The organism is Pedobacter sp. ASV28, from assembly GCF_016428855.1.
Classification (GTDB): Bacteria; Bacteroidota; Bacteroidia; order Sphingobacteriales; family Sphingobacteriaceae; genus Pedobacter.
In genome coordinates this window covers 64,463-80,014 of record NZ_JAELTN010000018.1, presented here as the reverse complement: position 1 = coordinate 80,014, position 15,552 = coordinate 64,463, and the positions used below count along the sequence as shown (strand labels likewise).

Annotated in this window: 9 protein-coding genes; 6 read left to right on the top strand and 3 right to left on the bottom strand. The window is 38.2% G+C overall.

Annotated features, from left to right (window positions below):
• Positions 1–45: 45 nt before the first annotated feature.
• Positions 46–603 (bottom strand): glutathione peroxidase, encoded by a 558-nt coding sequence (locus JHD79_RS08875; RefSeq protein WP_199118872.1) that lies wholly within the window; start codon positions 601–603, stop codon positions 46–48.
• Positions 604–836: 233 nt separating this feature from the next.
• Between JHD79_RS08875 and JHD79_RS08870 the strand changes: the two genes are divergently transcribed.
• The 6 genes from JHD79_RS08870 to pbpC all read left to right on the top strand — a co-directional run bounded on the left by JHD79_RS08870 (position 837) and on the right by pbpC (position 13,588).
• Positions 837–1,463: a PAS domain S-box protein gene (locus JHD79_RS08870; protein ID WP_233164617.1), complete on the top strand. Its 627-nt coding sequence runs from the start codon at positions 837–839 to the stop codon at positions 1,461–1,463.
• Positions 1,464–1,523: 60 nt separating this feature from the next.
• On the top strand, positions 1,524–2,213 hold the full coding sequence (locus JHD79_RS08865) for a hypothetical protein (protein ID WP_199118870.1): 690 nt from the start codon (positions 1,524–1,526) through the stop codon (positions 2,211–2,213).
• A gap of 75 nt (positions 2,214–2,288) precedes the next feature.
• Positions 2,289–4,835 carry a type I DNA topoisomerase gene (gene topA / locus JHD79_RS08860; protein WP_199118869.1) on the top strand — a complete coding sequence of 849 codons (2,547 nt, stop codon included), beginning with the start codon at positions 2,289–2,291 and terminating at the stop codon, positions 4,833–4,835.
• A gap of 91 nt (positions 4,836–4,926) precedes the next feature.
• Positions 4,927–5,331, top strand: coding sequence for a hypothetical protein (locus tag JHD79_RS08855; protein WP_199118868.1), 405 nt, complete (start codon positions 4,927–4,929; stop codon positions 5,329–5,331).
• Between the two features lie 114 nt (positions 5,332–5,445).
• Positions 5,446–11,037, top strand: a complete 5,592-nt coding sequence (locus tag JHD79_RS08850) for an alpha-2-macroglobulin (protein ID WP_199118867.1) — start codon at positions 5,446–5,448, stop codon at positions 11,035–11,037.
• 178 nt (positions 11,038–11,215) lie between these two features.
• Positions 11,216–13,588 (top strand): penicillin-binding protein 1C, encoded by a 2,373-nt coding sequence (gene pbpC, locus JHD79_RS08845; RefSeq protein WP_199118866.1) that lies wholly within the window; start codon positions 11,216–11,218, stop codon positions 13,586–13,588.
• On the opposite strand, the gene JHD79_RS08840 is transcribed toward pbpC, so the two are convergent.
• Together JHD79_RS08840 and JHD79_RS08835 are read right to left on the bottom strand one after the other, a co-directional pair.
• Positions 13,585–14,274: a lysoplasmalogenase gene (locus JHD79_RS08840; RefSeq protein ID WP_199118865.1), complete on the bottom strand. Its 690-nt coding sequence runs from the start codon at positions 14,272–14,274 to the stop codon at positions 13,585–13,587. The two genes, pbpC and JHD79_RS08840, sit on opposite strands and share 4 nt — an antisense overlap.
• The gene (locus JHD79_RS08835; protein ID WP_199118864.1) at positions 14,267–15,484 is read right to left on the bottom strand and encodes a sterol desaturase family protein; all 1,218 of its coding nucleotides are present in this window, start codon (positions 15,482–15,484) and stop codon (positions 14,267–14,269) included. The genes JHD79_RS08840 and JHD79_RS08835 overlap by 8 nt, the downstream gene beginning before the upstream one ends.
• Positions 15,485–15,552: the final 68 nt, after the last annotated feature.

Genomic DNA, 15,552 nt, shown 5'->3' with positions numbered 1-15,552 from the left:
CCCCCCCCCCCCCCCCCCCCCCCCCCCCCCCCCCCCCCCCCCTTTTCAAGCATAAGACGGCATACGAGATGGTAACGCAGGTCTCGTGGGCTCGGAGATGTGTATAAGAGACAGAGGTTTTACTGCCGAACGATAACGATGCACCAACTCTCCTTTTTCATTGATCAGGAACTTTTCAAAGTTCCATTTGATATCGCCCGAAAAATCAGCATTAGGCTGTGTGGTCAGGAACTTAAACAGCGGCGTAATTTCTTCCCCTTTCACTTCACTTTTCTCGGCAATTAAAAAAGTAGTATTGAACTTGCTGGTACAAAATTCTTTGATCTCGGCATTAGTCCCCAATTCCTGGCCTCCAAAATCAGCTGAAGGAAAACCAATCAGTACAACTTTATTACCATATTGTTTATGCAATTTCTCCAAGTCTTCATACTGTTTGGTATACCCACACTTAGATGCTGTATTTACAATCAGTATTTTCTTGCCCTTAAATTTGGAAAGTTTTACTTCTTTGCCGTCTAAGGTTTTAAATGAAAAACCATAGACTGTTTGAGGCGGATTTGGTGTTACCAAAAGGCTGAATAATATTAACAACGTATTGATCATGATATTTGTATTTTATGTACAAACGAATATAAGGAGAAAATGGTTTGCTTTTTGCCTATCTAAGTAAAAATATGGCAAAATGAATTATAGCATAAAACGACACCGAGTCTTTTTATAGCTAACAATCATCAACTTATCCCGTCTATGCCTTATTTATTTTGTGCCAAACCTCCTCTTTTCATAGCTTAGCAACTTTACAACCCTAATGAAAAATGAATATAGATAGTTCAAATATGACAGATTTGAGACTGTTACTGAACAACAAAGAAGGCCAAAATGATCATCACATTATTTGTTCTATCACAGACAGGAAAGGAACCATCTTATATGCCAACGAAAAGTTTTGCCAAATCTCGGGCTATCTCAAAGAAGAATTGATTGGTGCAAACCATAACATTGTCAATTCTGGACTACATAACAAAGATTTTTTCAAGCAGTTATGGCAAACGGTAGGCAAAGGCAATATTTGGCAAGGCGAGATTAGGAATAAGAGTAAGGATGGAAGTTTTTATTGGGTAGATACCATTATCTTTCCAGTATTTGACCAACAGCATGCCACACAGAAGTATTTTTCGGTAAGAACCGTTATCAATGAAAAAAAATGGGCCGAACAAAACCGCGAAAAAACCATAGGAGAGCTTCAGACATTACTGTTCAAAATTTCTCATGGTATTAGACAGCCTGTTACCCAAATCATGGGAATACTGGAGCTGCTTAACCAGCACAGTATTTCCTTGAACGAAATGAAGGAATTGATCAACTACATTCATTTATCGACCACTATGTTGGACAATTATACCAGAGAACTTACACAACATGTCGATTTCATTACCAAACAGGAATTTTCAATAAACATATAATAATCATAGATAGCTAAACAAGTATTTATATTTCCTTGTTCTTTTCCTATATTTGATTCGATGTATTTACGCAGACCTTTAGTTATCCTCTTCCAAAGTACGACTATACTTGTGGTAGCCTTGTTGTTCTCTTGTAATAAATTTGAGAATATACCGAAACCCGACCTCGGACTTGCCTACTTTCCACTAAAGGTAAAGACTGTAACTATTTATGATGTAGATTCTACCGTCTATAATGATTTCAACAACTCTGTAACTACCTTCCAATTCTTATTAAAAGACACCGTAGTAGCCAAATATATAGATGCCCAAGGACAAGAGGCTTTCAGGATTGAACGTTACAAAAAGATAGCGAATGCCGGCTGGTCCTTCCAAAAAGTTTTGAGTAAAAAGATAACGAACAACAGAGCCGAAGAATTCATTGACAACCGTAGATACGTGAGATTGGTATTCCCTCCCAGCCTACAGTCTACCTGGAATGGCAATCTTTATAATGATATTGGCGAATGGCCTCACCACATCACCTCTATCGATCAAAAAATGACCATAGGCACATCCACTCTTGATTCTACCCTAAGCATTTCCCAATATGACGAAGTTAACCTCATTAGGGAAGATGTTTATTCCGAAACCTATGCAAAAAACATAGGACTGGTCATTAAAGAAGTAAAAGCCATAGATAAAGATATTTCTTCAGGCAGAACAAAAAGAGGATATATCTATAAAATGCAATTAAACAGCTATAAATAATTTTTTTATGCAAAAAAGCGTCTTCAATTTTGATTTTGGTTGAGATTATAGTTTTATTTGCAGAAAAACCCGTTGATGGCAAAAAATTTATTGATAGTAGAGTCTCCCGCAAAAGCAAAAACGATAGAAGGATATTTAGGTAAAGATTTTCTGGTAAAATCTAGCTATGGTCATATTCGAGATTTGGTTAAGGGAGATATGGGAATTGATACGGAGAATGATTTTTCGCAAACCTACGAAGTGCCATCAGACAAAAAGCAGATCGTATCGGAACTTAAAAAATTAGCTAAAAATGCAGAAACTGTATGGCTAGCATCCGATGAGGACCGCGAAGGGGAAGCCATTTCATGGCATCTTTTTGAAACCTTGGGCTTGAAGAAAGAAAACACTAAACGTATTGTTTTTCATGAAATTACCAAGCCTGCCATATTAAAAGCAATAGAAAATCCGCGCGGAATTGATTACAACCTGGTTTATGCACAACAAGCACGCCGCGTTTTAGATCGTTTAGTAGGTTTTGAACTTTCTCCCGTACTTTGGAAAAAGGTTAAGCCTTCTTTATCTGCCGGACGTGTACAATCTGTAGCTGTACGTCTTATTGTTGATAGAGAGCGTGAGGTCAATAAATTTGATTCTACGGCTTCCTTTAAAATTACCGCACAGTTTATTACCGGACAAGGTAAAGAAATAGTAAAGGCCGAATTACCACAACGATTTGAAAAATCGGACGATGCCGAAAAATTTTTACAAGATTGTATAGCTGCCGATTTTAAGGTCAGCAACCTAGAAATAAAACCAGCTAAACGAAATCCTGCTGCACCCTTTACTACTTCTACCCTACAGCAGGAAGCCTCCAGAAAGTTAGGGTTTTCGGTAGCCAGGACCATGCAAATTGCCCAAAGGCTTTACGAAAGTGGAAAAATCACCTATATGCGTACCGATTCGGTAAACTTATCGGAAACGGCTATTGCTGCTGCCGCTGCCGAAATCAAATCGGCCTATGGCAACCAATACCACCAACCCCGGGTTTACAAAACGAAATCTGCAGGTGCACAGGAAGCCCACGAAGCCATCCGCCCCACCTATTTTGACAGACATACCGTGGATGGCGATAATGCCGAAAAACGTTTATATGAACTGATCTGGAAACGTGCCATCGCCTCGCAAATGAGTGAAGCCATTTTCGAAAAAACCACAATAGGCATTAACGTAAGCACCCGACGTGAAGAATTTACAGCAGAAGGCGAAGTGCTAAAATTTGATGGTTTTTTAAAGGTTTACCTTGAATCTACTGATGAGGAGGAGGATGAAAACGAAAATAACCTTTTACCGCCCTTAGCTAAGGGACAAATGCTATCATTAAGGGAAATGTCAGCAACCGAACGCTTTTCTCGTCCTCCAGCAAGATATACCGAGGCCAGCTTAGTGAAGAAACTCGAAGAACTGGGCATTGGCCGTCCGTCTACTTATGCACCTACCATTTCTACCATACAGAATAGAGGTTATGTAGTAAAGGAAGATAGGGATGGAAAAAAACGTGATTTCCTTTCGTTTGTACTTAGCAACGGAAATATTGCCAAACAAAAGAAATCAGAAATTACCGGGGCTGAAAAAAGTAAACTGTTTCCCACAGATATAGGCGAAGTGGTTAATGATTTTTTAGTAGAACATTTCAAAGGCATTGTAGATTTCAACTTTACGGCCAAGGTGGAAAAGCAATTTGATGAAATTGCCCAAGGTTTACAGGAATGGACCAAAATGTTGCACTCTTTCTATGAACCTTTTCATAGGGAGGTGGAAAGCACTATTGAAAATGCAGACAGGGCCACTGGAGAACGTTTATTAGGTACCGATCCTGAAAGTGGTAAAAATGTATATGCGAAAGTTGGAAGATATGGCCCCTTGGTACAAATAGGTGAACTGAGTGATGACGAATATGCTGACAAGCCTCGTTACGCCAGTTTAACCAAAACCCAATCGGTAGGTACCATTACGATAGATGATGCCTTAGATCTATTTAAACTACCATTTCAATTAGAAAATTATCAGGGCAAGGAAGTTTCCGTAGGCTTGGGCCGTTTTGGACCTTATGTTAAATGGGGTGATACTTTTATTTCCATTCCCAAAAATGTAGATCCCTTAACCATAGACAATGATAGAGCTATAGCCATTATTGCAGAGAAACAAGATGCAGATGCACCTGTTGCGCATTATCAAACCATGCCGGTAACCAAAGGTAAAGGCCGTTTCGGTCCATTTATTAAATGGAACGAACTATTTATCAATGTACCCAAGGCCTATAATTTCGATAATCTTTCCCAAAAAGATATCGAAGAGCTGATCGGCAAAAAGATAGAAAAAGAAAATAACCGTTTCATCCAACAATGGACAGATGAAAAAATAGCCATAGAAAATGGTAGATGGGGACCTTTCATCCGTTTTGGCAAAGAAATGCTAAAATTAGGAAACAATACGGCTACTAAACAGAAATTCACTGCAGAAGAGCTTGCTGAAATTTCTTTAGATGAGGTTAAAAAACTGATTACGGCACAAAAGCCAGATGCCTTTGAAAGCAAAAAGAAAGCACCTACAAAAAAGAAAGCTGTAGCAAAGAAGAAATAATTAAACGAGCAAAGAATAAGCAACAACGACTAAAGAAAACATCCTTATCAACTACTGATCTTTATTGTTTGTTCATTTATCTCTAGTCTTAATGAAAAAAGATTTACCAGAAAATACAGTAGAAGATATAGCCATAGCAGTAGTATTAATGGACGAAACCCCAGAGGTAAAAAATTGGACGGTTTATCTGCTCAATTTAAAAAAAGAAGCCATTACCAATGTACTCATTACTTCAAAAGGCTATGGTGAAAAAGATGGAAAATCTGTAAAGACATCTTTACTAAGGCATTTTATTGGCGATGTTAATGCACAAGGTTATGCAGGAGTAGAAGCCATTGATACCGCCGTTTTTGGTTTGACCAATGAATATTGGTTAAGCTATTACATAGGAAATACCATTTATGACAAAAAATTCATTTTCTTGCCAGAAAGTATTGTAGATAGCAATTTAATACGCATTCCCCTATTGAATAAACCAGGTGTAATGATTAGGTAAATCGCTGGTTTGCAACTATATTATATTCTGTACAGCAAACAGTGGATAAATATTTTTAAATCAAATTACTTTTTTCAGTAAATTTCATACGTACATCAATAGGTAACCACACGTATGGACAAAGAAAATAAAGCTATAGGCCTCAATCGTAATAAGTATATTATTTTTGGCCTGATCATAATTGCATTGGGTATTTCTGCATATTTCCTCTTAAGGAAAGAGAAAAAGCAAAATCATGAAGCCTATGCAAAATATATAGATGCCTATACCTCTGGTGTAATTTCAAAAAAGAGCTTTATTAGGGTACATTTGGCCAGTTCCCTTAAGAACGTAGCCGATTTAGACAAAGCAGACAATAGGGAGCTTTTTGATTTTTCTCCAAATATCAAAGGAAAAACCTATTGGATAGATGCGCAAACCATAGAGTTTAGGCCTGATGAAAACCTTAAGCCTGACCAAAGCTATAAAGCTACCCTTAACCTATCGGCCATTACAACGGTAGAAAAAAAACTAGAAGAATTCGAGTTCGATTTTAAGGTCATCAAACCGGGCATAGTCCTGCACCAGAATGGCCTAATCTCTCAAAACAGTACTTCTATAAACCTAATGAAACTTACTGGAGAAGTAAATACAGCCGATAAAGAAGATCAACAACAGATAGAAAAAACCTTACAGGTAAATTTCCATCAAAAATTAAAAGTAAAGTGGGAACACCATCCTGAAAAACAGACCTCTACATTTATCATAGACAGTATTGCCAAAAGCAATGAGGACAAACCACTCTTATTGAAATGGAATGGAAATCCCATCAATGCTGATGATAATCGAGGAGAAATTAACCTATCTGTGCCAGCACTAAATGTTTTTAAGGTTCTAGATATAAGGGCTGTCCAACAAAATGAAGATCATGTGCTTATTCAATGTACTGATCCAATTAGCGTGACCCAAGACCTTTCTGGCCTGATCAATGTAGGCATGTTAAGTGACCTCAGGTTTACGATTGATGGTAGCCAGATTAAAATCTATGCACCCGATGCCTTAGAAGGAAATTATAATGTGACCATAAATAGTGCCGTTACCAATATTCAAGGGAAAAATCTGCAAAGTTCAAAAACGGCAAATATTGTATTTGAAAACAAACTACCATCGGTAGCCATTTCCGGTACAGGTACTATTTTACCACATTCAGGGAAACTCGTACTTCCATTTGAAGCCACCAATCTTAAGGCCGTAGATGTAACCATCATTAAAATTTTTCAGGATAATATTCCTCAGTTTTTTCAAGTCAACAGCTATAAAGATGGTTATGAACTACGAAGAGTAGCTAAGCCCATACTCCAGAAAACGATCCGGCTCGACGAAGACAAGACAATTGATCTACATAAAAAAAACCGTTTTACACTTGACCTAGACCAGCTGATTAAGACAGAGCCTGGAGCCATGTACCGTGTAACGATCATGTTCAAACAAGCTTACGCCGTTTATAGTTGTAGTTCTGCAAAAACAAATGAACCAAATCATGACGAAGAAAATTACGATGAAGATGGCTATTATGGTCAAAAAATAGATGAAGATGATGAGTTCTGGCAAAATTATGAGAATTATTACCCTAGCAATTATCGCTGGAGCGACAAGGATAACCCATGTACACCTTCCTATTATACCAATAACAGATGGGCCAACAGAAACCTGTTTGCCTCGAATATTGGTTTAATGGCAAAAAGAGGCAATGATGAAAGTATGTTGGTTGTGGCAACCGATCTGCTTACCGCCAAGCCTTTGAGTGGAATTGACATTGAACTATTAGATTACCAACGTCAATTGCTTACTAGTGTAAAAACAGATGGAGATGGTATTGCTTCATTTTCATTAAAGCGCAAACCATTTCTGTTGATTGCCAAACAAGGTAAGGAAAGAGGTTACCTAAAATTAGATGATGGAAATTCTTTGCCCTTATCACGATTCGATGTCGGTGGAGATGTAGTTCAAAATGGCATAAAAGGTTTTATATATGGCGAACGTGGTGTTTGGAGACCTGGAGATAGTATCTATCTATCTTTTATCCTGGAGGATAAACTAAAGAAACTTCCAGAAAACTATCCTGTTAGCTTCGAATTTTACAACCCAAATGGACAACTCCTCAAAAGATATAGCAATACCAAGTCGCTGAATGGTTTTTATACTTTTAAAACAGCCACCGAAAACACTGCGCCTACCGGCAACTGGTTAGCTAAAATAAAAGCAGGCGGTGCCGTATTTTCAAAGAACATAAAGATTGAAACCGTAACCCCAAATCGCTTAAAGATTAATTTTGATTTGGGAGGAAAAAGTTATCTGGGCAACGGTACTACTTCTACAGCCACCTTAACGGCCAATTGGCTTTTTGGCACACCCGCCCAACACTTAAAAGCCAAGGTGGATATTAACCTAAGCAAAGGAGAAACCTCTTTCAAAAACTTTAAAGATTATACCTTTGATAACCCTATAGTTAATTTCGACACCCAACTTAAAACCATATTTGAAGGTACGCTAAACGATAATGGGAAAGCTATTATCAATACCAACATTAATGAAAACATTTCTGCGCCTGGCGTACTAAGAGCAAATATTGCCACCAAAATTTTTGAACCAGGGGGAAATTTCAGTATAGACAACTTTAGTATTCCCTATCATGTGTATGATAATTATTTTGGCATCAAAACACCTACTGGCGATAAGTTAAGTGGCATGCTACTCACTGGCCAAAACCATGAAGTAGATCTAGTAAATGTTAGCCGAGATGGCAACCTATTAAATAGCGATAAAACAATTACTGTTTCTCTTTATAAAATCCAATGGCGTTGGTGGTGGGAACAAAATGATCAGGAAAGCTATGCTAATTTCACTCAAAATCAATATAACAAGCTTATTAAAGTAGAAAATGTTCAAATGGTTAACGGTAAAGCCAAATGGACCTTAAGGGTTGATGAACCAGAATGGGGACGTTATCTGATTGTTGTTGGGAACAGTAATGGCAGAGGTCATATTGCTGCCAAAGCAGTTTATATAGATTGGCCAGGTTGGTCGCAGCGTGAGCAGGCCAATAACCCGACAGATGCTGCTATGTTATCTTTTACAGCCAACAAACAGAAATTCAATGTAGGTGAAAATATTACCCTGACCTTCCCATCGGCCGAAAATGGCAGGGCTTTCCTATCTATAGAAAATGGCAGCAGGGTAGTAAAAACTTTTTGGGTAAATACTAAAAAAGGGCAAACACAATATACTTTTAAGGCCGAAAAAGATATGGCGCCAAATATTTTTGCCAATATTACCCTTTTACAACCTCACAGTCAAACCATCAACGATCTTCCTATCAGGATGTATGGTGCTATACCATTAGCCATAGAAAATCCCGAAACTATTTTAAAACCAATAATTAAAATAGCCCCCGTATTAAAACCGGAAGTGGAAAGCAGCTTGGCCATTATTGAAGAAAAGGGGAAAGCCATGACTTATACCATTGCTATAGTAGACGAGGGACTACTAGACCTTACCAGATTTAAAACTCCAGATCCACATCAATCATTTTATGCCAGAGAAGGTTTAGGTGTTAAAACATGGGATCTATTTGATCTGGTATTAGGGGCCTGGGGCGGTAACCTGGAAAGAATTTTAAGCATTGGTGGAGATGGTGCCCTAAACCGAAATATTAATCCTGCCAAAGCCAACAGGTTTAAACCTGTCGTTAAGTTCATGGGCCCGTATTATTTGGCAAAAGGCGAGTCGAAAACACATCGTTTTACACTACCACAATACATCGGCTCTGTTAAAATTATGGTAGTAGCAGCACAAGATGGTGCCTATGGTCAAGGTGAAAAAGCTGTAGAAGTAAAAAAACCGATTATGGTGCTACCTACCCTACCTCGTGTGATAGGTCCTGGCGAAAGTTTCACATTACCGGTAAATATCTTTGCAACCAATAACAACCTTAAACAGGTTAAAGTGCAGTTAGTTACCAACAACCTACAAGTAAATGGCACCGACAATAAGCTATTGAACTTTGCAAAAGCTGGAGACCAAATGACCTACTTTAGTGTAGTTGCACCCAATAAGGTTGGTATTGCCAAAGTTAGGATCATTGCCCAAAGTGGGCAGGAGAAAACCATCGCTGACATAGAAATGGATATTAGAAATCCAAACCCTATGGTCACCAATGTAATTTCTGCCACACTTCAGCCCAAACAATCATGGTCTACCCAATATGCTAATATTGGCATGGCTGGCACCAACAGTGGTATGTTGGAAGTTTCTTCCATCCCTCCTATTAACCTCGATAAACGATTAAATTATCTTATTCAATATCCTCATGGCTGTGTGGAACAAACTACTTCGGCTATTTTCCCTCAATTGTTCTTGACACAATTGACCGCGCTAAGTGAGCAACGAAAAGCACAAACAGAGCGAAATATCAAAGCTGGCATCAACAAACTCAAAGGGTACCAAACTACCGATGGTGGCCTGGCTTATTGGCCTGGACAAGGCACATCGGATGAGTGGGGTACTAATTATGCGGGTCATTTCCTGATCGAGGCGCAACAAATGGGTTATTCACTTCCCGTAGGACTCTTCGATGGAATAATCCGCTATCAGAAAAACAAAGCGAACAACTGGTCTCCTAATTCCAATAATTTTTATGGTGGCGACCTGAGCCAAGCCTATAGATTATATGTTTTGGCCTTAGCTAAAAAGCCAGAAATAGCCGCCATGAACAAACTCAGAGCCTTCCAATACCTTTCTGACGCAGCTAAATGGAGGTTGGCTGCCGCCTATCAATTGGCTGGACAAACCAGTGTGGCAAGCTCATTGATCAATGGTCTGCCACAAACGGTTAAAACCTACCAGCAACTAGGTGGCACCTATGGATCTGATTTAAGAGATCAGGCCATGATTATGGAAACCTTAACCCTAATAGGACAGAAAAACAGAGCTGCCCAAATGCTACAAACTGTAGCCAATAGATTAGGCCAAAATGATTGGTACAGTACACAAACTACCGCCTATAGTTTATTGGCCATTGCCAAATTCTGTGGGCAAAATCAAACAGGGAATAAATTACAATATCAATATGTATTAGATGGCGTAAAAGGGAACATTAACAACAATCAATACCTAAATAGCACGGCATTAAATTTCAAAAACAATTACACCAGTGTAACCAACCAGGGTAATCAGGTACTTTTTGTACGTCTAATCCTTCAAGGAAAACCTGCAGCTGCCCAAAATCACTTCCTTCCCAACAATCCAGATGTTCTACAGCTAGAGGTAAACTATAAAAATTTAAAAGGACAACCTTTAGAAGTAACCAAATTAAAACAGGGAACCGACTTTTTTGCGGAAGTGACCATAAAAAACCCCGGACATCAGGGCTTTTATGAGCAAATGGCCCTCACCCAGATTTTTCCTTCGGGCTGGGAAATCATCAATACCAGGTTAAACAATAATGAAGGTGCGCTTGCTTCATCTCCTTATGACTACCAAGATATTAGGGACGACAGGGTACTTACCTATTTCAATCTAAGGGAAAATGAGACCAAAACCTTTAGGATATTGCTCAATGCCTCATACCAAGGTAAATTTTACCTTTCGGCCATACAATGTGAAGCCATGTACAATAACAACATTAGCGCTACAAAGGCAGGTACCTGGGTAGAAGTATACCGATAAATAGAGAGGGTCGTAGCAAGATAAAAGCTACGACCATTTTATATCCTAGGCCAAATGGTGGTCATTAAGTAACGTAAAAAACCTGCCAACAATCGTAAAAATGTAAATAATTTTTCCATAACAATAGCTTTTTGAACTATATCAATATGGTTGTAAAAATGTTACCCCTATTATCATAATGAATAAGGTCTATCGTGCAATTTTAATTACTGATGTCATCTATATTTTATGTTTTGTCTACTTCCTGTTGGCTTTACCCAAACCATTATTTAAAGCGCCCACATCCTATGTTATTGAGGCCAGTAACGGCGAGCTGTTAAGTGCTTCGATTGCCAGCGACGGGCAGTGGCGTTTTCCTATAGCAGATAGCGTACCCGAGAAATTTGTAAAATGTATCATTGCCTTTGAAGATAAACGTTTCTTTCATCATGCTGGAATTGATTTCATAGCTACCGCAAGGGCAATGAAACAAAACCTAAAGGCCAAAAGCATAGTAAGTGGCGGCAGCACATTAACCATGCAGGTCATCAGGCTATCTAGAAAAAAACACAGAACAATTAGGCAAAAGCTAACAGAAATGTTTCTAGCATTAAGGCTAGAATTTTCCTATTCAAAAGATGAAATCATGAGCTTGTATGCAGCCAATGCCCCTTTTGGCAGTAATGTAGTGGGTATTGAAGCCGCCAGCTGGAGATATTACGGGAGGCCAGCTTCGAACTTATCGTGGGGAGAAATGGCTACACTTGCTGTATTGCCTAACAGTCCCTCATTAGTACATCCCGGAAAAAATAGAGAACGACTCATCAAAAAAAGGAACGACCTCCTAGATAAACTGGTCAAAGACCATATCATAGATCATATTACCGCAGAACTATCTAAGGCAGAACCTATCCCCGGTCATCCGCTACCCTTGCCACAAGAGGCACCACACTTGCTCAATAGGTTTAAAGATGAAAAAAACAGGTTATCCGTTTCTGAGACCAAAATAATGAGCACTATCAATTATGAGCTCCAAAATAAGCTTAATACATTGATCAAGCAATATCATTTTAAATATAGGGCCAATGGAATAAACAATGTTGCTGCCCTTGTTCTTGACGTAAAAAATGGAAGTGTGCTTAGCTATATTGGTAATTATTATGAACCCGAACATGCAGAATTAGAAAGTCATGTAGACATGATCAGGGCACCCAGAAGCCCGGGCAGTACCTTGAAACCGTTGTTATATGCCAGTATGCTGAACGATGGCTTTATTCTACCAAAAACCCTCTTGCCAGATGTGCCTACACAAATTGGTGGTTATGCACCGCTAAACTTTGATCTGGGTTATGATGGTGCCATACCAGCTGATAAGGCATTGAGTAGATCCTTGAACATACCAGCGGTAAAAATGTTGCAGCAATACAAATATGAACGCTTTTACGATAAGCTTAAAAAGCTCCAATTTACTACTTTAAACCGACCTGCAGACCATTATGGCCTTTCATTAATTTTAGGAGGTAGTGAAGTGACCATGTGGGATTTGGCAAAAACCTATCTAGGCATGGCCAGAACACTAAATCATTTTAACGATTACCAGGGGAAATACAATCTCAATGATTATGATCAGCCTATTTACCTACAATATACCCGCAAAAAAGGAGAAGATATCGAATCTAATTCTTTCTTTGATCATGGTACAATTTGGTCTACCTTCAATGCCATGGAAGAAGTAATGCGTCCTGGTGACGAAGGTTTATGGCAACAATTTTCTTCTTCACAACGTATTGCCTGGAAAACTGGAACAAGCTTTGGTTTTAGAGATGCCTGGTCTGTTGGACTTACACCAAATTATGTGATCTGTGTATGGGTGGGCAATGCAGACGGAGAAGGTAGACCTGGCTTGACAGGAATTGAAACAGCGGCACCAATAATGTTTGATATCTTTAGACAACTTCCTCATTCAAATTGGTTCTCCATACCTACCAGTAAATTAAAAAAAATAGCGATTTGTAAGCAAAGTGGATATAAGGCAGGTGCTTATTGTACAGACAAAATATTGGAATGGATACCTGTAGCGGGAGAAAAAACAGCACTTTGTCCCTATCATAAATTAATCCATCTTAATCCCTCGGAAACCTATCAGGTTACCGACCGTTGCATGAGCATACATGAAATGAAGCATAAAAGCTGGTTTATACTTCCTGCTACCATGGAATATTACTACAAAACAAAAAACGCAGATTACAAAATGGCCCCTTCATTTATGCCTGGTTGTGAAGAAGAAAATACGGCCATTTTAGAAATGGTCTATCCCAAAAATAATGCGATTATCTATATCCCGTTAGAACTTGACGGTTCTAGAGGTAAAGTTGTGTTCAATGCAGTACATAGAAATAACAATTCCACTATTTATTGGCATATAGATGAGGAATTTATAGGCAGTACAAAAAATTATCATCAAATGGCCTTAAGCCCTAAACCCGGCAAACACACCTTAACATTGGTAAGTGATCGAGGAGAAAGATTGGTACAGGTTTTTACCGTGTTGGATAAAGATCGAAAACATTAATTCATTTTGATATATTTTCTCTCCACTGTACCCATTGCTATTAAAAACTGCGCTAGCATATAAGTAATCATAATCAGCAAATCGCCTATTTCTATACGTTCTACAAACTTATTATAGGCCAAAATAGAATCCGATAACAAAAACATTAAAGCACCCAAAAGGATCCAGGCAAAACTCTTCGTGTTGGTTTTGCCATACCTCAGCGCTGCCGTAATGGCCATTAGGGTAATGGCGAAAGAATAAAATAAAACAGGAAATTTCATATTGCCCAAATAAGGTCTTAATACCGTATAATAGGTCATACATACGAAACCGAAAACCAAGAAGATTGGAAGCACGTATCTTTTGGATACCTCTATTTTATTGGTACAATCTACATAAAATGCGCCTATATAAAATAAATGAGCTATCATAAATGCACCAAGACCCAGCATAAAATAGATTTCATCTAATTGGGTAAACATTAAAAATACATCTCCCAATAAAGAAAAAAAGAGTCCGGCAATAATCTTGTTGGTAAATCGACCCTTACGTCTAAGGGTGAACCAGATAAAAAGCATTAACGAAATCGTAATTAATGGTTTTGTAAGGTAACGTAACCACATCATATCATTAACAATGGCCAAAAGCTCTGAAAAAAAGATGATGGCAAAAGCGAAACTGAATTGAGGGTATTTCTTAAACATCTTTTAATGTGCTTTTTATGATAAAAAAATAGATCATTAGCAAGCCTTGTATAATTCCTACTATAGTTAGGTGGTATGGATCAAAACCGACCGTCTTTAAATGGTAAATCAAAACAAAGCCAAAAGCATACCTAAAGTATTCCAAACCGAAAAACCATTTCTTTTTTTCCAATACAGCCCCACAAGCCAATAATGTAAGTATGGTATAAGCTGTTAAAAAAATATTGGTCAATACATTCAATTTGTTAAAGAAAAACAATTGGTAAGAACCTGAAGCTAAGGCAATCAGAAATAATAATACCGCATAAAGCATGGCATGCCGGGCGCTATTGGTATTAAATTTACTATAGTTGACAACATCGATTTCTGGTGCGGGTTTAAAACCTCCCAACTTTTCTGGAAACCACCCTGGTGGCTTAACAAAGACTTTTATCTTATCGGAAAGTGTATTCGATTTTTTGGCTGTCTCTATCAATTCTACCCAGTAATGTAAATTGGCCCAAACCGGATTCCAACTGGCCAAAGGTTTGGTAATACCGTAATAAACCTCCTCTTCTTCTTTTTGAAAAGTCCCAAACATCATATCCCAAATAATAAGCGTACCTGCATGGTTCCTATCAATATATTTTGGATTCGATCCATGATGTACCCTATGATGTGAAGGAGTATTAAGAACATACTCTAGAACACCCAGACTTTTAATGGTACGGGTATGTATCCAAAACTGATATAATGTATTGAAGGAACTTAGGGTCAGAAACATAATCGGATCAAATCCTATAAATGCCAGAGGTAGATAAAATACCCATGAAAACCAACCTTGAAACCATGATTGACGTAGTGCTACAGTTAGGTTGTATTCTTCTGATTGATGATGGACTATATGTGCAGCCCAAAGTGCATTGACCTGATGGCTCATTCTATGAAACCAATAGTAAAAAAAATCAACACCAATAAACAATATCATCCAAACCCAAATAGATTTGGGCAAATCAAATAAACGCCAATGTTCAAAAATGTACATATACCCAAAGAATAGTACCGTTTTCATGAACAGTCCTACCAGCTGAGAACCTATTCCCTGACTTAAATTTGAGATAGAATCGTTTAAGCGATAATATTTTAGTTTTTTAAAGAAAGTGTAGGCCAATTCAATACCTATCAATATAAAAAATATCGGTACCGATAGTGCAATATAATCGACTTTCATCTTTATATAATTATTTTCTGTTTTTATTGCTTCATGATATGTTAAGGGACAATCCTATAGCTACCAGA